Below are 21,943 nucleotides of genomic sequence, written 5' to 3' on the forward strand. Positions count from 1 at the left end.
CGAATAATAAACTTTGATCAAAAAAAATATCCCAATTCCAAAAATTTTTCTTTCCTGAACATCCAAACATCAGGTTCTTCACGTATATATAACACATACCGCTTAGGCGTCCATATATAAAAAAGTCCTTCACATTAAGATTGTGAAGGACTTTTCCTTTTACATAAGATGCTAATTGATATTGATTATAAACAAGTTGGGACAGGGTTATTCCAGAATTCCGTCTACAATACCATAGGCTATGGACTCCTCTGCGTTCATCCAATAATCCCTATCGAAATCCTTCATAACCTTCTCAAAATCCTGACCACAGTTTTCCGCCAGTATTTTGGCACTAAGCTCACGGGTCTTTATGATTTCTTTGGCCTGTATCTCTATATTTGATGCCTGCCCCCTGGCACCACCACTTGGCTGATGTATCATCACTTGGGCATGTGGCTGAATAAAACGTCTTCCCTTGGCCCCTACCGATAATAAAATGGACCCCATAGAAGCCGCCAAACCAGAGCAAATGGTAGAAACCGGACTCTTTAATGATTTAATGGTATCGTACATGGCAAACCCAGAAGTGACATAACCGCCAGGGCTATTGATGTACAATTGAATTTCTTTGTTGTTTTGCATATCCAAATACAACAAACGATCGATTACGTGCTTGGCGGTATCATCATCTACCATTCCCCAAAGAAAAACTTTTCTTTCGCCCAGCAATTTTTCGTCTATTGCCTCTTGTATCTTTCCTTTTTTTGAACTCATTTTTCGATTTCTTATTAAGTTTCAAAAATAATGAATTTATTGGGAATTATGGTAGCTAAATTATTTGATAGCCCATTCCGTTTTATTGGCGTATAACAACAACCTTGATAATTGCCAATATTAATTCCAAGTATCCAATGATCACTCTTTACGGAAACTGACAAAGTTGGTAAAACAAAGCCCAGATCGGCCTATGTTTTGACTTCTCTTTATAATGTATTTAGGTAACATTAAGGATTTTACCAAAAACCTATTATCTTTGATAAAAACCAAACATGAAAAAACTAGTACTAGCCATTTTTTGCTTCACGCTCATCTTAAGTGGTTGTAAAACGGATAAAAAATCGGAAGTGACCGCTCCAATAATGGAACTTTCCATTTTGGACAAGGTAGCCAATGCTCATGGTTTCAATCAATTCCGAAATGTAAAGGAAATTGCTTTTACATTCAATGTGGATAGAGCCGACAGCCATTCCGAGCGTAGCTGGGTATGGAACACCATTACCAACGACATTACCTCCATCAACAAAGGAGATACCATTTCCTACAACCGCACCGCAATGGACAGTGCGGCCACCAAATTGAACGGGGCATTTATCAATGACAAATATTGGTTTCTGGCTCCATTTAATCTGGTCTGGGACAAAAACAATATCACCTACGACCATAAAAGTGACGTGCCGGCCCCTATCAGCAAAAACCCAATGCAAAAACTCACCATTGTTTATGGAAACGAAGGAGGCTACACTCCGGGCGATGCCTATGATTTTTATTTCGGCAACGACTATATGATCAAGGAATGGGTATTTAGAAGATCCAATCAGCCAGAGCCTTCCCTTGTCACCACCTGGGAAAATTATACAGATATAAACGGATTAAAAATTGCCGAGATGCACCAAAATGAAGATGGTAGTTTTAAGTTGTATTTTACCAACATTAAGGTCACTTCAAAAAACCCATAGGAATTAATTTGCAAATTACCGCTTTTTCCCGTGTAGCCTTAAAGTGGCAACAAGCACTAGAATGGTGCATGCCAAAAGAATTATAAAGGTATACTTGAGGGAATAACTCTCGGCTACGAATCCCAGCACTACCGGCCCAATCAAAAAACCGGAATAGCCCGTGCCGGCTATAAAGGACACGCCTTGGGAAGAATCTACACCCTTGACCGTCCCCCCTATCCTAAAGAGCTCCGGAACAATTACCGAGTAACCAAGTCCAATCAGTGCAAATCCAACAATGGCCATATAGGTATAGGTGCTAAGGACAAAGACGAAACCTACAATGGCAATAGATGCACCCAAGGCCACTATTTTAATGGGACCTATGGCGGCACTAATGCTATCTCCCAAAAACCTCCCCAAGGTCATCATTACGGAAAATGCCAAAAAACCGGTGCCTATCAGTGTTTCGGGGGCCATGCTTATTTCCTGTAAAAACAACCCACTCCAATCCACAATGGCCCCTTCCCCCCCCATTACCACAAAGGAAATAATTCCCAGCACCAAGAGCGGTTTAAACAGTTTTAGACTAAATGGCTCTTTTTCTACCGGTGCCGCTACAATATGGCTATAGTTTTTATGGAATATAAAATTTACTACAAGGACCAAAATTACGGCATAGAGCATGTGTAAGGCGGGATTATTGATCGTAAAAATCAGAAAACTGCCCAGACCGGCAATTACCCCACCCAAGCTAAAAAAGCCATGGGAAGCCGACATAAAGTTTTGCCTATCTTCCTTTTCAATTTCCGTAACCAGGGTATTCATGGCAATATCGGTAAAGCCATTTCCGGCCCCCAATAAAAAAAGTCCCGCCATTAAAAAATAATAATTGGGCGCCAACAAAGGAAACAAAGCCGCTACACTACTAAAAATTATTCCGTACCATGTAGCCTTGCCCACCCCCAACTTATTGATGATTTTGGCAGCTATGGGAAAGACTATAAATACGCCCAATGACAGAAAAAATAGCGCTATGCCAAGATCGGCCTTATCAATACCCAATTTCTCCTTCACCGAAGGGATATAAATGGCCCAAGTACCGAACAAAATATTAATACTGGCAAATACCCATGAAGGTGCAAAATATCTAGGATTGGAAAGAATAAGACGAAGTGACTTCATAAAGGATTTGACAGTTATAGGGCTTTAGGTTTAAGGCCGGAAATTTAACAATTAAAAAGAAAAAAAACAGGAAGGGTTTACGGTAAACCTAGCCCTTCGCCAAGATTCCGGATTTAAGAATTTGACCAAAGTTGTACATATCGGCAAAGGAACAATAAAAAGGTGCAGGTGCCAGACGAATTACATTGGGTTCGCGCCAATCTGTGATAACGCCATTTTCCATTAAATAGTTGAACAATTCCTTCCCCTGCCCGTGCAAAAACACGGAAAGTTGACAGCCCCTGTCCTTTGGGGTAATAATTTCAAAAGACCCTTCAGTCTCCTTATCTATCTCTTGGAGAATAAATTCCAAATAAGCCACAATGAGTTTCCTTTTGGAAATCAGGGTCTCCATACCCACTTCTTCGAACATTTCCAAAGAGGCCAGATAAGGCGCCAATGAAAGTACTGGAGGATTGCTTACCTGCCATGCATCCGCATTTTCCATAGGTTCAAACTCTGGTTTCATTAAAAACCTGGTTTCCTTCCTGGTTCCCCACCAGCCTTCAAATCTAGGTATCTCGTTATTATTAAGATATTTCTGGTGTACAAAAATCCCGGAAGCGTTCCCAGGACCACTGTTCATATATTTATAACTGCACCAAGCGGCAAAATCGACCCCCCAATCGTGCAGATTTAGGCCTACATTGCCCACTGCATGCGCCAAATCCCATCCTACGAATGCTCCCTGTGCCTTGGCTGCCCTGGTTATGGCCTCCATATTAAAAACCTGACCATTGTAGTAATTAACGCCACCTATGAGCACAAGTGCCAGCTCTTCCCCAACTTCATTAATCTTATCCAATACATCCTGGGTTTGCCAAAAATTTTCACCCGGTCTCTTCTTAACCTCTACTATGGCGGTATCGGGATCAAAACCGTGAAATTGTACCTGACTGTTCAACATATATTGATCTGAAGGAAATGCCTTTTCCTCACAAATAATTTTAAATCTCTTTTGGGTAGGCCTGTAAAAAGAGACCATCAGCATGTGAAGGTTTACTGTTAAGGTATTCATTACGGAAACCTCCGGGGTCTTGGCGCCTACCACTTTTGCCAAAGGGGCTGCCAACCGCTCATGGTAATCCCACCAAGGCTTCTCCGCATGGAAATGGCCTTCCACGGCCAAGTCCTTCCAATCCTTCATTATATCGTCTATAAACTTTTGGCTGCGTTTTGGCTGTAATCCTAGGGAATTTCCTGTAAAATAAATAACATCCTTGCCCTTTACCTTGGGAAAATGGAATTCGTTACGGTATTTCCTAAGAGGATCAATTGCGTCCAATTGTTGGGCAAACACTAACGAATTTTTAAATTCCATATCCTAAATTTTATTCAAAAATACAATTTACGGCCCTAAGTGGTATATGGCCCTCTAAATTTGATCAATCAATACGTACCCTCATTTCCAAAATATGCTTTTTAAAGCCCACTTTCTCATAGGCCCTAATAGCAGGTGCATTGTCATTGTAGACCGTAAGCCTAACCTCATGGATCCCCCTGGATTTGGACCAGAGCATCAAAGCATCCACAATTGCCTTATTAACACCCTTGCCACGATGATCCGTATCGGTATACATAAACCCTAGATAGGTGTATTTTTTGTGGTCCAAATAAGGTTTTGCGTCCCGTATCAGCGCATAGCCCGAACCTACGATCCTAGAACCGAGCTCTGCCACCATCACCTCCGCCTCGTCTGACAATATGAGTTGTCTTAAGTCATAATAACTGATCGGATCTTTATCCAGCGTTTCGTCAAAAGGTCTTTCTGCGCGAATTATTTCCTGTTCAAAAGTCAATAGCATATTTATATCGTCCAATGTTGCCGTTCTTACGGTATATTGTAGCATGATCATTATATTTGAAGGCTTAAATATACAAAGTAATCCTTATGCATTTTTTATCTTCCATATTGGAACAATATATTGCCGACCATTCACAATCGGAACCCGAATTACTCCAAAGGCTGACACGGGAGACCCATTTAAAGGTAATTCAACCAAGGATGATCACCGGGCATTTTCAGGGTAGGGTATTGAGTCTTTTATCCAAGATAATAGGTCCGAAAAATATTTTGGAAATTGGCACCTACACCGGCTACTCTGCCATATGCCTTGCGGAAGGCCTACAACAGAAGGGAACATTGCACACGATTGATATAAATGAAGAACTCCATGCTATGCAAAGAAGGTATTTCGACGAAAGCGGCTATGGTTCCCAAATTATACAGCATACAGGCGATGCCCTGGCGATAATACCACAACTGGACCTCATTTTTGATATGGTTTTTATTGATGCCGAAAAAGTAAGTTACGACCACTACTACGAGGCTGCCTTAAAAAAATGTCGCCCTGGCAGTGTAATTCTATCGGATAATGTGCTCTGGTCCGGGAAGGTTGTAGAGCCTTTGGATCCTAAGGACAAGGCTACCAAAATTTTGATCGATTACAATAAAAAATTGAGGAACGATCCCAGGGTAGAAACGGTATTGTTGCCCATTAGGGACGGACTCACCTTAAGTAGGGTGTTGTAAGGGTTGCCACCTCCCCCTAACCCTCCCGCTCAAAAGGCGGGGGAATTCCATGTAGGGCAGCGGTACATTCCCTCCCCTTGGGGGAGGGCCAGGGAGGGGACCATACACAGTACTCTCCCTAACTATTATTACAAAAACAAGGGGTATTATTAAACTTTGAAAGTAGATAAGTAAGGGCCAACTTTGAAAGTCCTCCCCCTAACCCCCTCCCAAGGAGGGGGAAATAGGTTTGAAACCACAAAAAAGCAGCACAAGCAAGGAGGGGGAATGCTACCTAGAGCAGCACATTCACTTCGATTTACAAATAACTTTCCCTCCCCTTGGGGGAGGGTTAGGGAGGGGTGCAAACACAGTACTCCTCCCTAACTATCATTACAAAAACAGGGGGTATAATTAAACTTTAAAAGTAGATAAGCAAGGGCCAACTTTGAAAGTCCTCCCCCTAACCCTCCCGCTCAAAAGGCGGGACAGGCTCTCCCATGGAGGGGGAAATAGGTTTGAAACCACAAAAAGCAGCACAAGCAAGGAGGGGGAATGCTACCTAGAGCAGCAAATTCTTGTCGATTTACAAATTAAATTCCCTCCCCTTGGGGGAGGGCCAGGGAGGGGACCAAACACAGTACTCCTCCATAACTATCATTACAAAAACAGGGGGTATAATTAAACTTAGAAAGTAGATAAGTAGGGGCCAACTTTGAAAGTCCTCCCCCTAACCCTCCCGCTCAAAAGGCGGGACAGGCTCTCCCAAGGAGGGGGAATTCCATGTAGGGCAGCGTTACATTCCCTCCCCTTGAGGGAGGGCCAGGGAGGGGACCAAACACAGTACTCCTCCCTAACTATCATTACAAAAACAGGGGGTATAATTAAACTTTGAAAGTAGATAAGTACGGGCCAACTTTGAAAGTCCTCCCCCTAACCCTCCCAAGGAGGGAGAATTCCATGTAGGGCAGCGGTACATTCCCTCCCCTTGGGGGAGGGCCAGGGAGGGGACGCTACACTTTACTTTGCCCTTCCAACTTTATGGTACAAGCGGTAGAACAAAATAGCGAAGAGAATCCCTACCAAGGCACCTACGATCAAATCCAAGGGGTAATGTACTCCAACATAAATTCGACTCAACGCAAACAAGAGTGGCCAAATATAGAAGAGCCAGGTCCATTTCCATTTATCCCTGAGAAATAAGAAAACACTAGTCGTAATACTAAAGGAGCTGGAAGCATGGCCCGAAAAAAAACTATAGCCGGTGGGACTTTTAAGAATCCGGATCAAGGTGTTTATTTCCTCTGTATTGCTTGGACGAAGACGTGCCACCAATTCCTTGGTGATTCCTGTAAGTACTGCTACTACGACCAAGGTAAGCAGTATGGTGCCGAGAGCCCAAAATGCTTCTTTTTTGGGATATGCCCTAAATACAAGGACTACAAATAAAATAAATAAGGGAATCCAAGTAGAGAAATTAGTTATGGTAGACCAAAAGACATCATGATTCTCGATGCCCAGACTGTTCAAATAAATAAAGGTATCCTTGTCCCACTGCAGCAGTTGGTCCAACATATTACTTTCTTTTGACAACGCCGGTTACCTCATCAACGTTCTGCTTCACTTTATTGATTTCGTTCTTTATATCGTCCGCAAAGCTAGTATCTATGCCCTGCTTCTCGGCACTTTTTTGAATTTCCTTCTTTATATCCTCCGTGGCATCCTTCAGTTGTCGCATGCCCTTTCCCAATCCCTTGGCTATGCCAGGAATTTTGTCGGCGCCAAAAACCATTACCACGATAAACATGATAAAAAAGATTTCTCCCCCGCTAATAAATAGAATTATCGTACTTAACATAACACAAATATAATGAGAAGTTTGACAGCTGCATAAAAAATATGGTTAACTTTTTTTAGGTAACCAGAACCCTTTAAAACAAATCCGGAACAAGCATTTATTACATTCACAACAAGCCCTTTACCATTTAATTCCGAGATAACAAAACACTTCCTATGGATTTGGCCGCAAAAGAATAATGCCCAAATGAAAAACCCCGACACCATTATTGTTGTTAGGCAATACGGTGTCGGGGCTTTAATTATATGGAAACAGCAGCATTAAATATGCTGCTGTTTCCATATGCGATAAAGCGAAACCTAGATATATTGTACTAAACCTCAAGGCAAACCCTGAATCCAATAATAGGAATCGACCCGAGGGTTGAAGTATTGAACCTAGATCGTGCCGATAAAGGCGGGATTAGTTCAACTTGACATTTTTAGTACATCTTACTGACTTCTCAAAATTGAGTTTCACTAATAAAATTATTTCCCGTTTATATTCTCTTTAAAAAGTTCGAAGTCGGATTTAACCTCTTTGGCAGGCCATGAATTATTGGTGGTATCAATGTCGGCAGTTTCTGCCTTTGGATCCACCACAATCCCTACCAACTCCTTACGGGAAGCGAGTACCCTTTTTACTTCCTGATCATTTTTTCGCCATATTTCCGGTGGGTAGGTAATATTTTCCTTGGAACCATCGGCATAGCTATATTCTACGATCAAAGGCATAGGAATGCCTCCTGGTTTATTAAAAGTAATCTCATAAAAATATTTAGGCTCCTCAATGGCATTTCGCTCAGCCGCCGACAGATTGTCCATCATAAATTCCTTTAATGTCTTGGAATTTTCCGATGGTGCCTTTCCCTTTAACTTGGCATCTGCATCTTCCGAGTCTTCCTCCTCCAAATAAACCATGGGAGGCAGATCCTCTTCCTTAATATTCCTTGCCGCCATTATTTCCCTCATTTGTTTGGAAGGCCTATCGGAAACATAATATTTCTTGACGCCCTTTACCCCTATATCCACATAATCCGTAGTATAGAACCAACTTCTCCAAAACCAATCCAAATCAACCGCCGAAGCGTCTTCCATGGTCCTAAAGAAATCTTCAGGGGACGGATGTTTAAACATCCATCTTTGTGCATAGGTTTTAAACGCATGGTCAAAAAGTTCCCTCCCCATGACGGTTTCCCTAAGAATATTCAAAGCCGTAGCCGGTTTTCCATAGGCGTTGTTCCCTAATTGATATACATTCTCCGGATTGGACATAATAGGTGCTATGGTACTTTGATCCCCGGACATATAGGGTATTATCTTGGAAGGCTCCCCTCTACCGGATGGATATTTACTATTGGGGGCAATGGCTTCGGGATAGGCTACCCCAAATTCCTGCTCGGCCATATATTGCATAAAGGTATCCAAACCTTCATCCATCCAACCCCACTGGCGTTCATCCGAATTAACGATCATAGGGAAAAAATTATGTCCCACTTCATGGATAATTACAGAGATCATCCCATATTTTACCCTATCGGAATAGGTACCGTCTTCATTGGGCCTCCCGTAGTTCCAGCAGATCATAGGATATTCCATTCCCTGATTTTTGGCGTGGACCGATATGGCTTTAGGATAGGGATAATCAAAAGTATGGGCGGAATAGGAACGTAAGGTATGGGCCACCGCCTTGGTGGAATACTCCTCCCATAACGGATTGCCTTCTTTGGGATACATGGAAATGGCCATAACATCCTTATTGCCAATTTTCACTGCCTGCATATCGTAAATAAATTTACGGGAAGTAGCAAAACCAAAGTCCCTAACATTTTCTGCCTTAAGCTTCCAAGTTTTCTTCTTGTCCGAAAATCCTTTTTCGGCGGCTTCGGCTTCGGCCTGACTAACAATAATCACTGGTTTGTCATAGGATTTTTTAGCCTTTTCATACCTACTTATCATTTCCTTGGAAAATACCTCCTTCATATTCTGAAGCTCTCCGGTACCGTCCAAAATATGATCGGCCGGAACGGTAATATTCACCTCGTAATTCCCAAAAGGAAGGGCAAATTCCCCACTGCCCCAGAACTGATGGTTCTGCCAACCCTCTATATCGCTATAGACTGCCATTCTTGGGAAGAATTGGGCAATTACATAAGCCCTATTCCCGTCCTTGGGGAAATACTCATATCCGGAACGCGCCCTATTTACGGTATGGTCCGGAATATTGTACCACCATTTTATAGAGAAGGAAACCTGCCCCTTGCTTTTTAAAACCTGAGGAAGGTCTATCCGCATCATGGTTTGGTTTATAGTATAGGGCAAGGCCTTTCCATTGGCATCCCTTACATATTCTATATTGAATCCACCGTCGAAAGGCTCCGTCATATATTTTTGGGCAAACTTTTCCACAGGCTCCGCCAAAGGCACCGCCTCACCATCTCGTAAGGGCGATTTGGAAGTTTTGGAACGTACGTTCTGATCCAATTGTACCCACAAAAATGAAAGGTCATCTGGTGAATTATTGGTATAGGTTATGGTTTCCGAACCGTAGATCCTGGCATTTTTATCATCGAGCTCAATATCCATTTTATAATCTGCCTGCTGTTGATAATAATCCGGACCCGGTGCCCCTGAGGCCGACCTATAGGTATTAGGGGTAGCAAACTCTTCATAAAGCTGCTTAAATTTATTCTGATTAAGGTGTCCGGGCTCCCGCTCGGTCCTTACTTCTTCCTGGGCAACAGCAAGTGCCGCTATCATGAACAATAGCGAAGCAAAAACATGTTTCATTCTACTCATATTTGAAATTAATTTTTTTTAGCGCGGGAATTTAACAATTATATAATAGATTGTTATTATCTAGTTTAAGTTTAACATAGCTTTATTATTCTCCCGGATAAGAACAAAGCTCTTTTTTTGGTTGCCAAGTTTAAAGTGGACCACATTTTTCTGTTCCTCAAAAATATCCATTAGTACCTCGTTCTGTAAACCAATGGATGTGGAAGCGCTAATATCAATTTTCGGAACTTCCAGATAACAGATCATTATATCGTTATCGTATTCTTTTCCCAAAAAATTAAAGTCCATCTGCTTACCATTGATTTCAACAATAAACTTCGTGCTCAAATATTTTTCTATATAGGTATCTGCCATGGCAGACTCCTCTTTGGTGGCCAAATTACCCTTAACGCCATAACGTTCCTGCAACACCTTATCAAAGTCATCTATAAACACCCGGGTTGTAATCTGCAGTGCCCTGTCCTTATCCGAGTATTCCACACTGGTTACACTAATGTAAAATTTATGGGCCACCGTAAATGCCAGCAGCGGCAGCACCAATATTATAAGAGTCTTCTTTATTGATTGCATGATTTTCTTTCTCCGTCAAAAATAAGCAATGACTGTGCCATTTGTGTGACTATTAATGTGAAATTATAAACGTTAGATATTAGATGTTAGATATTAGATGTTAGATATTAGAATTTAAACCATTGTATTCATTTGGTGGCTGGGCCTATCCGTTCCGTTCAGGCGGGCGTAGCTGAAGCCACAACTTACAATAGCCTAAGGGACAATGTATTGGAAACGGCAGTCACTTCGACATGAGCCCTTCTTCGGGGCGATTGAGAAGTCGCACATATTTGGTTATAGCCACTTGTATGATTTAGCTCATGACGTTTCTATTTTACAGATATTCGTGAACCTTTCGGTTTCTCACTTCCTTTTGAAATGACTTGTTTGGGCACGAGCGTGACGCTCGCGCCAGCGAGGGGAATAATTTCCCTTTTAACTTCAAACATTCAACCTTAAACCTTCAACTGTCACTGTTCACTGATTATTGTTTATTGTTTATTGCTTATTGCTAATTGATAATTGCAATTCACTCCAACCCGTTATTCTTCCTGTAAATAACACTTTTTTGTTTTATAAACTCCCAAATGGCGAATAGGTCCTGACTATCTACAACGGCATTAAAATTGGTATCTACCTCGCAGAAGTACAAAAAATCGTCTATTTTTTCCATGGGAATTTTAAGTTGCAGCACAAAAAGACTATCGGCAAATTGGGTGCGTATCTGTTGGGATTTGTTATACTTAATATCCCGTGCCACCCGTTTCTTCAACATTTTGGTGCGACCGGATATGGCATTGATAATCGGATTGAAGGGGATACTGGTCAACATACCAATAGATAAAGGACCCATGGACGCTTCCCTTAACAATCTTTCACTCTGCATCAAGGGCTTTACATGGGCATTGGGCAACCCCAGACTGGTAGCCGAAATAACCGTTCCCACATCCATATTGTTCATATCCCTGCCCAATTCCCCGGTTAGGTTATAGGGCATTACAATAACCTCATCCAAGGCAATATTGGATTCCTCCAACGGAACGGATAAAAACTTACTCTCCAGGATACTGGTATTCACCACCATTTCCTTGCGCTTGTATTGTACGGCAGAAAAGACCAGGGTATCACCTAGGCTTACCGCTATGGAAAAAAATCCGTTGATATCCGTAATAGCGGCTTTTTTCGTAGTGGTGTTGAGTACGTGGGTAGCAGCCACGTCCCCATCATCACTGTACACTTTTCCTTCCAAAATCTTGGAAAAATCCTGTGCCATTAGCGCTTGTGCAAATACACTGTAAATGATAAAAACCAAATATATTGGGACAATACGCACTACGTTCTGTTTATTGTGGTTTAACTGCCCTGTTCAAGGCTAGAAGGCTTAATATTTAAGACTTGATACTTGGGGCTTGTTAGACAATGGATGTTAGATAATAGTATTGAAATACGGCATGCTTGATATTAGACCTTAGATACTAGATGCTAGACACTAAACTTTGAACATTCAACATTCAACATTCAACTTTCAACATTCAACTTTCACCTGTTCACTGGCTACCAACTTCAATTTCGACTCCGCTCAATCTCCGTTAGGATAGACTTTGAACTTTCAACATTCAACTAATTACTGTTCACTGACCACTGATTACTGCCCACTGGCAACCAGCAACTACTTCTCCGCTTCCAATCCCTCCAAATAGGTCTTGCTATGGGTGACCAAAAAATCTATAAGCTGAAATTCATTGCGCTTTTGCAACAATGACCTTTCTGGCAATTGGGTGTCGCAATACAGTAAAAAATCGTCTATTTTGTCTTGTGGAAGCTTTAGATCCAGCACAAAAAATTCATCATCATATACCTGGCGCAAAACCTCACTAACCTTTAAAGGCTCCCGCTCAACATCGGTATCACTCCCCTTGGTAGCCAACATAAGTGCTTTAAAAATATTGACGAAATTAAGTCCGTCCTTCATACCCTTGTCGGCATTGGAAATGGCAATGTTTTCCACCTCCGTTAAACGGTCAGTTTCATAATCGTATTCCCTGTCCAGGAATTCCTTGTTCTGGGCCTGGAGAAATTTTTCCTGATTTTCCGGGGTAACCACCACCTCGTCCAGTTCGGTCACTTTTTCAGTAACCTCTACTACCAATCTGTTATTCTGTAAAATTTCATCGGTAATATCCACCACCTTCAACTGGTAATTAATGGCCGTAAACACCAATTGGTCCCCGGCCTTTACCATAATCCCAAATTCCCCTTTATCATTGGTAATCGTGGCCCTTTCGGTAGTAACATTAATGACATTCTCATTGGGAACGTTCACATTTCTATACAGTACCTGTCCCCTTAGGTATTGGCGATCATCATCCTGTGAATAGGACATGGCAACACAAAGGAAGAAAAGTAGGAGGAGTATTTTATTTTGCATTTTTTTATTTAAAATTAGATAAATTAAGCGTCAAATATCCTATTTTTCTTAAAGAAATAAACTTAAGTGCTGCTTTTATCCCAATAAGGGATAAAGAAAATGCAAGTTGGGTTCATAAAAAAGTTAAGGACCTTTAAACTTTTGTTAATTTGTATCTTGCCTATCCGTACCCAAAGAGTAGAACACATGAAAAAAATAATATTGGCCAGTACCTCTACCTTATTTGGACAAGGGTATTTGGAATATCTCCTGGAAGAATTACAGTCGTTTTTTAAAGGCTGTTCCACCATTACCTTTATCCCTTATGCCAGGCCTGGCGGCATATCCCATGATGCCTATACTGCCTTGGCGGCCACGGCCTTTTCCAAAATAAATAAAAAGGTGGTAGGACTCCATAGCTTTACGGATCCCTTAGAAGGCCTTGCCCAAGCGGAAGGCATTTTTACAGGTGGGGGAAACACGTTTCTCCTGGTACAGCAATTGCACCAATTGCAGCTTATAAATCCGTTGAAGGCCAAAATAGCGTCCGGCACCCCATATCTGGGAACCAGCGCGGGCAGCAATATTGCCGGCCCTAGTATGAAGACCACCAATGATATGCCCATAGTGTACCCACCCAGTTTTGACACTTTGGGTGTGGTAAATTTTAATCTCAACCCGCATTATATGGATCCGGACCCCAATAGCCAACATAAAGGGGAAACCAGGGAGACTAGGATCCGTGAATTTCATATCTTTAATACTACCCCCGTAATAGGCCTCCGCGAAGGCAACTATATTTTGGTGAACGGAGACCATAAAATTCTTAAGGGCGAAGGTACGGCGCGCATCTTTGAAGCTGGAAAAAAACCTTATGAAAGTAAGAATATACCCTTTTAACGCAGATTGATTTCAGTTCACCTAGTAGTAACGTATTTTACCCGAAAAAAGGGTGAATATCTTACGATAATTTTACTTTTGATAGCCCCTATTTTAAAAGTAGAGACACCCCATTTTTTAGAACGTATGGATTTAGGTATAAATCCATCAGTTTTTGGTACAAGAAACTTTGACTTTAACTTTGAACCTTGAACCTTGAACCTTGAACAATAAAACAATAGGAGAATACTAAAAAAATTGAAAATGAAATATATCCACTTCTTTTTTTGCCTGCTATTGGGAATGGCCGTGCAGGCCCAGATAAAGATAGGCGACAACCCACAGAATATAGACCCCAGTTCGGTGCTGGAGCTGGAAAGCAGTTCCAGGGTATTGGTCATTACCCGTGTAAACACTGCACAAATGAATGCCATTACACCGGCTGCAGGCGCCATGGTGTACAACACGGACGTACAATGTATCCATTACTATACAGGTACGGAGTGGAAAGACATCTGTGATGCCGTGGCAGGCTCAATTACCTTTACTTCGGACGACGGCACCGTTGTTATCACTTCCACCGGTGGCAATAATTATGACCTTAAGGTGGGACAGATCACCGGAATGAACATTGTTAACGAAACCGTTTTTGGTGCCGATATTGCAACGGCCACCATTGGGGAGCGGCAATTGGCCCCCAATTCTGTGGGCACATCGGAACTACAGGACAACACCGTAGGAAAGGACGAAATACAGGAGGCCGCTGTGGGTACCCTGGAGATAATAGACGGTACCATTAAACCAGAAGATATAGAACCCGGCGCCTTTGACCAGCTATTGACGACCGATGCTGGCGGCAATGTGGTATGGCTTAACAAGAACGAACTCGGTGCTACCCAGGCGGACCAGACTACGATTACCGGAGCAGGCACTTCGGCCGACCCCATAAAAGTGGCCGATACGGTGATCGGGGATATTTTGGCGAATGCCAACAGCATAACGGTGAATGCCAACAATATTACCCAGAATAGTAATGATATTGCGGCTATTAATACGGCACTTGGCACCAAAGAAGACCTGGCCAATAAATCCGATGACACCGCCCTTGGAAACTCAACCACCCTCTACCCTACCCAAAATGCGGTTAAAACTTATGTAGATGGTCAATTAGGGACAATTTCAACCGATGATGATATAACTGCAGTAACTTATTCAGGAACAACCCTAACAGTCACCGAAGGAACCACCTCATTTAGTGCAGATCTATCAACATTGGAGGAATCTGCAGCTATCTCTGCTGTTCAGGCGGATGTTGACGCCAATGAAGCTGCCACTAATGCGGCATTATTACTGAAAGAAGATCTTTCGAACAAAGACTCCAATGTTCTGTTAGGCACCTCCAATACACTTTACCCTACCCAAAACGCGGTTAAAACTTATGTTGACAATGTTGTTGGTGGTTCAGCACAGACCATTGTAAGTACGGATGCCCAGAATTCCATTACTTCAGGTACAGATGGCGGCGCCTTTTACAATGACGGTGATGGTGATGATACCAATGAACTTACAAACATTGGATTTAACACAACAACCAATATTCTTTCCTTATCTAACCCGGCAACGGTCGTAGGAGGCACAGTCGATTTGAGTAGTCTTGCTGGAGCTGGTGCCGATGGAGTTATTTCCTTAGTTGAACTCAATGGAACCGATTTGGATTTTACCGCATCGGGCGGTGGTTTTAATGGAACTTTAGACCTTTCAACTATTGATACCACCTTGGATGAAATAGCGGTGGATGCATTCGTTGCCAATAATGGTTATTTAACGGCCGAAGTTGATGGAAGTACAACTAATGAAGTTATTACGGCTTCAACATTAACCGGTACTACTCTAACTATTACAGAAGGTGGAAATAATTTTGATATTGACCTTTCAGGGCTTGGAGGAGGTTCCCAAGATTTAGCTAGTGTTTTAACCAATGGCAGTAGTGCTGGAAATAGTCAAATTAATGATCTTTTGGATCCCACATTACCTCAGGATGCAGCAACTCAAAATTATGTAGAAACAAGAATATCTACAATTCTTGCTTCAGGTGGGGTTGACGGAGTAGTTTCAAACGCATTTCTTTCTGGTACAGAAATTGATTTCGTTGGAACAAATGGTGGATTCAATGGCACTGTTGACCTAGATCCAGTTTTCACTACTGATATGGAACTTACATCTGCATTAGCTTTAAAAGAGGATGCAGCAAACAAATCAACCGATGTTAACCTAGCGGACGCCACAAATACCCTTTTCCCGACAGAACTAGCGGTAAAGACATACGTCGATACCCAGATCGCAACCGTATCGGACGATGATATTACCGCAGTCTCATTTGATGGTACAGACCTGACGGTGACCGAAGGCGCCACTTCTTTTTCCGCTGACATTTCGGCACTGGACGATTCGGTGGCCATCGCAACGGTACAGGCTGATGTCGATGCAAACGAAACAGCGGCGAATAACGCCATTGCCCTTAAAGAAGATACGGCTAACAAATCAACCGATGTCAACCTAGCGGACGCCACAAATACCCTTTTCCCGACAGAACTAGCGGTAAAGACATACGTCGATACCCAGATCGCAACCGTATCGGACGATGATATTACCGCAGTCTCATTTGATGGTACAGACCTGACGGTGACCGAAGGCGCCACTTCTTTTTCCGCTGACATTTCGGCACTGGACGATTCGGTGGCCATCGCAACGGTACAGGCTGATGTCGATGCAAACGAAACAGCGGCGAATAACGCCATTGCCCTTAAAGAAGATACGGCTAACAAATCAACTAATGTAAACCTCGGGAATTCTGATGTGCTTTTCCCTACTCAGAATGCAGTTAAAACTTACGTGGATACCGAAATAGCGAGTGCAGCAGCAGATGACGACATAACAGCAGTAACCTTTGACGGGACCAACCTCACCGTAACAGAAGGGGCTACTTCGTTCTTCGCAGACATTTCAGCACTGGACGATTCAGCCGCCGTTGCACTTAAAGAAGATACGGCTAACAAATCAACTAATGTAAACCTCGGGAATTCTGATGTGCTTTTCCCTACTCAGAATGCAGTTAAAACTTACGTGGATACCGAAATAGCGAGTGCAGCAGCAGATGACGACATAACAGCAGTAACCTTTGACGGGACCAACCTCACCGTAACAGAAGGGGCTACTTCGTTCTTCGCAGACATTTCAGCACTGGACGATTCAGCCGCCGTTGCACTTAAAGAAGATACGGCAAACAAATCAACTAATGCAAACCTCGGGAATTCTGATGTGCTTTTCCCTACTCAGAATGCGGTCAAAACTTACGTGGATACCGAAATTGCAAGCGTAAGCGGTGGGGAGAACCTTGAAAATACCAACCTCGTTCAAACAGATTTAATTAGAACATATGAACTGCCAACCGTAAATCATAATTTAGTATTTACAGGTTTAGGTAACATTGGAATTGGCAATAGCGCAAATCCCCCTACCAATAAATTTCATGTTGCAGGAGCCATCCGATCTGAGGGAATTTTAAACTCACCAGGAGATGAAAGTGAACCTTCATATCGTTTTAATGGCGACCCAAATACTGGTATGTTTTCGGATGTAGCAGACGAAATAGGTTTCTCAGCTGGCGGACTAGAGATTCTGCGACTACAAGAATCAGTTGGAAACGGTCTGGAAATAATTGCCACGGGTAGTTTGGAACTTAATAACGAGCTTAGGGATATTAACAACAATGCTGGTACTCCTGGCCAAATTCTTTCATCAACCGGCACCGGAGTTGATTGGATAGACCCGCCTACTGCTAGTGGCACGGGATCTATAAGTTCGGGAACTTTGGATGTCACCGGCGGCACCAATGCAGCTTTTACCAACGTGACTATTGACATAGCGAATGATGCAATCACCTCAGATATGATTTCAAATAATGCTATCATAGCAGATAAAATAGAGACTGGAGCAGTGACGTCAATGAAAATAGCCAATGGAACTATTATAGCAGAGGATATTAGCAATAATACAATAACCACGGACCAAATCTTGGACGAAAGTCTTACTAATGCAGATATATCAGGAACCGCCGCCATAGACGGCTCCAAAATCAACCCTGTGTTTACTGCAAATGTTAGTACTACTGGAAACTTACAAGTTGATGGAAATGTCAATGTTACTGGCACTCACTCGCCAGTACCCGACTACGTCTTCCAAAAATACTTTCTAGGGAATTCTGATTTAAAAGACAGTTATGATTTCCAAACATTGGCGCAAATTGAAGCTTTTGTAAAAAAACACCATCATTTACCAGGCATTCAATCTTCAGCGGAAATTAAAGCTCAAGGCTTTTGGGATTTGGGACAGGCATCCAAACTTAACCTCGAAAAAATTGAGGAATTGTTCCTGCATACCATAGAGCAGGAAAAGAAGATAGATCAGCTTAAAAATGAAAACGAATCCCTGTCCGCAGAACTGCAGTCGCTTCGTAAGGACATGGAAGAAATTAAGGCACTATTAAAAAACAAGGACTAAGGATACTGTCCAAGGAAAATGAAACACGCTATCTACATCTTCGCATTGTTGCTATCCCTAGGGATACAGGCCCAAACGGCCCTGTACAATAGTGGCAACATCCGTATCCACAATGAAGGACAGATAGGCTTTCATACCAACCTCATCAACAATGCTTCCTTTGACCAGAATTTAGGCCTGGCCGGTTTTTATGGCAGTGGTATGATCAGTGTTTCGGGCGCCTTTATGCCAGTGTTCTTCGATACCGAAATTGCCAATGACCAGGGGGTAATGCTAAACACAGGCATGAGCGTTAGCTCCAACACCAATTTTATTGCAGGCAATTTTGTTACCCCAAGGCAACAACAGGACGTCTATTTTAATTTTCTTCAGGATGCCTTTTATGTAGGCGAAAGCAACCTCTCCAAGGTAGATGGTTATGTCACCATCAATAATGAACAAAATTTTATTTTTCCCGTGGGCGATTCGGAACAATTACGGTCCCTGACCCTGAATAGTACCGGCACCAACAGCTTTGCCAAATGTGCCTATTACAGGGAAAGTCCCACCAACCCTACCACCTTCCCGGAAAGTTTTGACCCTACTAAAAAACCCAGGACCATGGGCGATATCAGTGAGGTAGAGTTTTGGCATTTGGAGGGCAGTGTTTCGTCTTCCATTCAGATCAGCTGGAACGAACGCAGCAATATAGCGGCCCTTACCGAGGATGTGGCCAAGATTATTCCCGTGGGTTGGAGCATTAGTGGGAGATCTTGGGTAAACCTGGGCGCTGCTTCGGTGGTGGGCGACCTCTCCCAAGGGTTTTTGGTTTCGGACAACTTTGTTCCGGATGATTATGCCGTAATTACTTTTGCCTCCGAAGCCACGGCCAAAGAATTGCTTACCTTGGACAATTACCTGGTAACCCCCAATGGCGATGGCGTAAACGATGCCCTTTATATAGAGGAATTGGAACTTTCCAATGATGATACCATCAGTATTTTTAACCGTCAAGGCCAAAAGGTATATGAGGAGGACAACTACACCAATGGCTTTACCGGTTACTCCAATGTGGATAATTTGGTCATAAACCGCGGAGCCGGATTGCCCAATGGTGTCTATTTCTATGTGATTGCCATGAAAGATCTAAAGCTTAACTATCAGGGATTCTTGTATTTGGAGCATTAAAAAGTTGAATGTTGAAAATTCAAAGTCTGTCCTAACGGAGATTGAGCGGAGTCGAAATCGAAGCTGGTGGGCAGTGAAAGGGTTTCAAGTTTAATGTTCAAGGTTCAAGGTTCAAGGTTCAAGGTTGAATGTTGAAAGTTTAAGTTGAAAGGGATAGGAGTCATTTCGAACGAAAGTGAGAAACCGAAGGTTCACGAATACTCGGTAAATGAGGATGTCATGAGCTAAATCACACAAGTGGCTCCGACCAAACATGTGCGACTTCTCAATCGCCAGAAGAAGGGCTCATGTCGAAATGACTTCCGTTTCCAATCCATTGTCCCTTTAGTTATTGTAAGTTGTAGCTTCGGCTACGCCCGCCTGAACGGAACGGATAGGCCCAGCCACCAAGTGAAGTAATTGGAGATTGAGCGTAGGGGAAATCGAAGTTGTTAAGAAGTGAACAGTTGGTGGCTTTAATGTTTAAAATCCAGAGTTTAACATCTGGGATCTCAACACTAATATCTAAAATAGCGATCCAAGAATTCCCAATTTTTATAGCTCTCATTGTATAGACCTATTAGCGAGTTGATACCGAATTCTTGTAAAATTGAATGCTTAAAATGGCTTACATTTCAAGATCCCAACTATAGTGTCTTTTCTAATTTTATAAGAATATTCCGTAATATCCCCTTCGACCAAAGGCATATTTTATAGACCTAATTGCCGAGAATGTTGGTACACAACAGCTTTTGCCCGGTTCACAACATTTTTTTAACAATACTTTATAAGTCACCTAATTTTGAGTCGATATAGGTCTTAGCACCCCAAATCCCCTTGAATGGACTTTAGAAAATTACTCCTATTACTGTTTTTGATGAGTTGCTCCTTTGCAACTGCACAAGTAAAAATTGGTGAAAACCCAAACAGCATTAATTCAGCTTCCATAGTTGAATTGGAAAGTACCAACAAAGCATTGGTACTAACAAGAGTTTCCAATACGCAAATGCAGGCCATTAGGCCACTTCGTGGGGCAATGGTATTTAATACCGATGCACAATGCGTTTTCTTTTACAACGGAACACAATGGAATAGCTTGTGTACGGGCGGTTCAACTGCCACTGGAGGTGTCGGCATCCAATCTACTGTCGATAATGGCAACGGTACATTTACTTTCAACTATACAGACGGAACAAGCTTTACAACTTCAAACTTAACAGGACCACAAGGTCCTGCTGGTATTTCTGGTGCAAACGGAGCCAAGGGAGACACAGGTGCAACCGGTGCTACTGGCGCTACTGGTGTCAAAGGTGATCAGGGCGACAAAGGTGAAACCGGAGCAACTGGAGCAAAAGGTGACAAAGGAGATAAGGGTGACAAGGGTGATACCGGTGCTACTGGTGAAAAAGGTGACAAGGGAGACACTGGAGCTCAAGGAATTCAAGGTGAGAAAGGTGATACCGGTGCTACTGGTGCCAAAGGCGATCAGGGCGACAAAGGTGAAACCGGAGCAACTGGTGCTACAGGAGAGCAAGGTATCCAAGGTGTAAAAGGTGATACTGGTGCGACTGGAGCCCAAGGAATTCAAGGTCTAAAAGGAGATCAGGGTGACAAAGGTGAAACTGGAGCAACTGGTGCTACCGGTGAGAAAGGTGACAAAGGTGATACTGGTGCAACCGGAGCTAAGGGAGACCAAGGAGACAAAGGTGAAACCGGAGCAACTGGTGCGACTGGTGAGAAAGGTGACAAAGGAGACACTGGCGCCCAAGGATTACAAGGTGTCAAGGGTGACACCGGAGCAAAAGGCGATCAGGGCGACAAAGGTGACACTGGCGCTAAAGGAGACCAAGGCGACAAGGGTGAAACAGGAGCTACTGGTGCGACTGGCGCACAAGGAATACAAGGTGTCAAGGGTGACACTGGAGCTCAAGGAATTCAAGGGATCCAAGGTGAGAAAGGTGATACCGGTGCTACAGGAGCCACAGGAGAACAAGGAATTCAAGGTCTAAAAGGTGATACTGGTGCTACAGGTGCTACTGGCGACAAAGGTGACAAGGGAGTTACCGGTGCTACGGGAGAGCAAGGTATACAAGGTGTAAAGGGTGATACCGGTGCAACCGGAGCTACTGGTGCAACCGGAGCAAAAGGTGACACTGGTGCTACAGGAGCCACAGGCGACAAAGGAGATAAGGGTGACAAAGGTGAAACTGGAGCCACAGGTGATAAAGGAGAAACTGGTGCAACTGGAGAAAAAGGTGACACTGGTGCAACTGGAGATAAAGGTGACAAAGGTGACAAGGGAGACAAAGGTGATAAAGGAGATACTGGTGC

The 21,943-nt window shown here is 42.9% G+C and carries 17 protein-coding genes; 6 read left to right on the top strand and 11 right to left on the bottom strand.

Going from position 1 to position 21,943, the window contains the following annotated elements; genetic code table 11:
• Positions 1-207: 207 nt before the first annotated feature.
• Positions 208-756, bottom strand: a complete 549-nt coding sequence (locus B9Y87_RS12455; RefSeq protein ID WP_072863430.1) for a ClpP family protease — start codon at positions 754-756, stop codon at positions 208-210.
• A gap of 275 nt (positions 757-1,031) precedes the next feature.
• On the opposite strand from B9Y87_RS12455, the gene B9Y87_RS12460 reads away from it, so the two are divergent.
• The gene (locus B9Y87_RS12460) at positions 1,032-1,718 is read left to right on the top strand and encodes a hypothetical protein (RefSeq protein ID WP_085499337.1); all 687 of its coding nucleotides are present in this window, start codon (positions 1,032-1,034) and stop codon (positions 1,716-1,718) included.
• 15 nt (positions 1,719-1,733) lie between these two features.
• Here the strand turns inward: B9Y87_RS12460 and B9Y87_RS12465 are convergent, their stop codons facing one another.
• From B9Y87_RS12465 to B9Y87_RS12475, 3 genes are all read right to left on the bottom strand, one after another.
• Entirely contained in the window at positions 1,734-2,882 is a 1,149-nt protein-coding gene (locus B9Y87_RS12465; protein WP_085499338.1) for an MFS transporter, read from the bottom strand.
• 88 nt (positions 2,883-2,970) lie between these two features.
• Positions 2,971-4,242, bottom strand: a complete 1,272-nt coding sequence (gene kynU / locus B9Y87_RS12470; RefSeq protein WP_085499339.1) for a kynureninase — start codon at positions 4,240-4,242, stop codon at positions 2,971-2,973.
• A gap of 64 nt (positions 4,243-4,306) precedes the next feature.
• Entirely contained in the window at positions 4,307-4,771 is a 465-nt protein-coding gene (locus tag B9Y87_RS12475) for a GNAT family N-acetyltransferase (RefSeq protein WP_085499340.1), read from the bottom strand.
• 41 nt (positions 4,772-4,812) lie between these two features.
• Here B9Y87_RS12475 and B9Y87_RS12480 point away from each other — a divergent pair, with 41 nt between their 5' ends.
• A complete protein-coding gene (locus B9Y87_RS12480) occupies positions 4,813-5,454 on the top strand; it encodes an O-methyltransferase (protein ID WP_085499341.1) in 642 nt (213 codons plus the stop codon).
• Between the two features lie 999 nt (positions 5,455-6,453).
• On the opposite strand, the gene B9Y87_RS12485 is transcribed toward B9Y87_RS12480, so the two are convergent.
• From B9Y87_RS12485 to B9Y87_RS12515, 6 genes are all read right to left on the bottom strand, one after another.
• Positions 6,454-7,008, bottom strand: a complete 555-nt coding sequence (locus B9Y87_RS12485; protein WP_085499342.1) for a phosphatase PAP2 family protein — start codon at positions 7,006-7,008, stop codon at positions 6,454-6,456.
• Position 7,009: 1 nt separating this feature from the next.
• Complete coding sequence (locus B9Y87_RS12490; protein WP_085499343.1) at positions 7,010-7,291, bottom strand: Sec-independent protein translocase subunit TatA/TatB; 282 nt, start codon at positions 7,289-7,291, stop codon at positions 7,010-7,012.
• A 467-nt stretch (positions 7,292-7,758) separates the two neighbouring features.
• Complete coding sequence (locus B9Y87_RS12500) at positions 7,759-10,068, bottom strand: M1 family metallopeptidase (RefSeq protein ID WP_085499345.1); 2,310 nt, start codon at positions 10,066-10,068, stop codon at positions 7,759-7,761.
• Positions 10,069-10,128: 60 nt separating this feature from the next.
• Positions 10,129-10,638: a DUF6702 family protein gene (locus B9Y87_RS12505; RefSeq protein WP_085499346.1), complete on the bottom strand. Its 510-nt coding sequence runs from the start codon at positions 10,636-10,638 to the stop codon at positions 10,129-10,131.
• Between the two features lie 511 nt (positions 10,639-11,149).
• Positions 11,150-11,893: a carboxypeptidase-like regulatory domain-containing protein gene (locus B9Y87_RS12510; RefSeq protein ID WP_085499347.1), complete on the bottom strand. Its 744-nt coding sequence runs from the start codon at positions 11,891-11,893 to the stop codon at positions 11,150-11,152.
• Between the two features lie 396 nt (positions 11,894-12,289).
• Positions 12,290-13,048 (bottom strand): carboxypeptidase-like regulatory domain-containing protein, encoded by a 759-nt coding sequence (locus tag B9Y87_RS12515; protein ID WP_085499348.1) that lies wholly within the window; start codon positions 13,046-13,048, stop codon positions 12,290-12,292.
• A 186-nt stretch (positions 13,049-13,234) separates the two neighbouring features.
• On the opposite strand from B9Y87_RS12515, the gene pepE reads away from it, so the two are divergent.
• From pepE to B9Y87_RS12530, 3 genes are all read left to right on the top strand, one after another.
• Entirely contained in the window at positions 13,235-13,927 is a 693-nt protein-coding gene (gene pepE, locus B9Y87_RS12520) for a dipeptidase PepE (RefSeq protein WP_085499597.1), read from the top strand.
• A gap of 243 nt (positions 13,928-14,170) precedes the next feature.
• On the top strand, positions 14,171-18,466 hold the full coding sequence (locus tag B9Y87_RS12525; RefSeq protein WP_139827222.1) for a bZIP transcription factor: 4,296 nt from the start codon (positions 14,171-14,173) through the stop codon (positions 18,464-18,466).
• Between the two features lie 18 nt (positions 18,467-18,484).
• Positions 18,485-19,633: a T9SS type B sorting domain-containing protein gene (locus B9Y87_RS12530; protein ID WP_085499350.1), complete on the top strand. Its 1,149-nt coding sequence runs from the start codon at positions 18,485-18,487 to the stop codon at positions 19,631-19,633.
• A gap of 328 nt (positions 19,634-19,961) precedes the next feature.
• Here B9Y87_RS12530 and B9Y87_RS21935 read toward each other — a convergent pair whose 3' ends face one another.
• A complete protein-coding gene (locus B9Y87_RS21935; protein ID WP_176225628.1) occupies positions 19,962-20,180 on the bottom strand; it encodes a hypothetical protein in 219 nt (72 codons plus the stop codon).
• 273 nt (positions 20,181-20,453) lie between these two features.
• Between B9Y87_RS21935 and B9Y87_RS12535 the strand changes: the two genes are divergently transcribed.
• Positions 20,454-21,943: collagen-like domain-containing protein (locus tag B9Y87_RS12535; RefSeq protein WP_217807512.1), on the top strand; the 1,490-nt coding region annotated here is incomplete at its 3' end.

The sequence above is a fragment of the Arenibacter troitsensis genome, assembly GCF_900177645.1.
GTDB classification, from domain to species: domain Bacteria; phylum Bacteroidota; class Bacteroidia; order Flavobacteriales; family Flavobacteriaceae; genus Arenibacter; species Arenibacter troitsensis.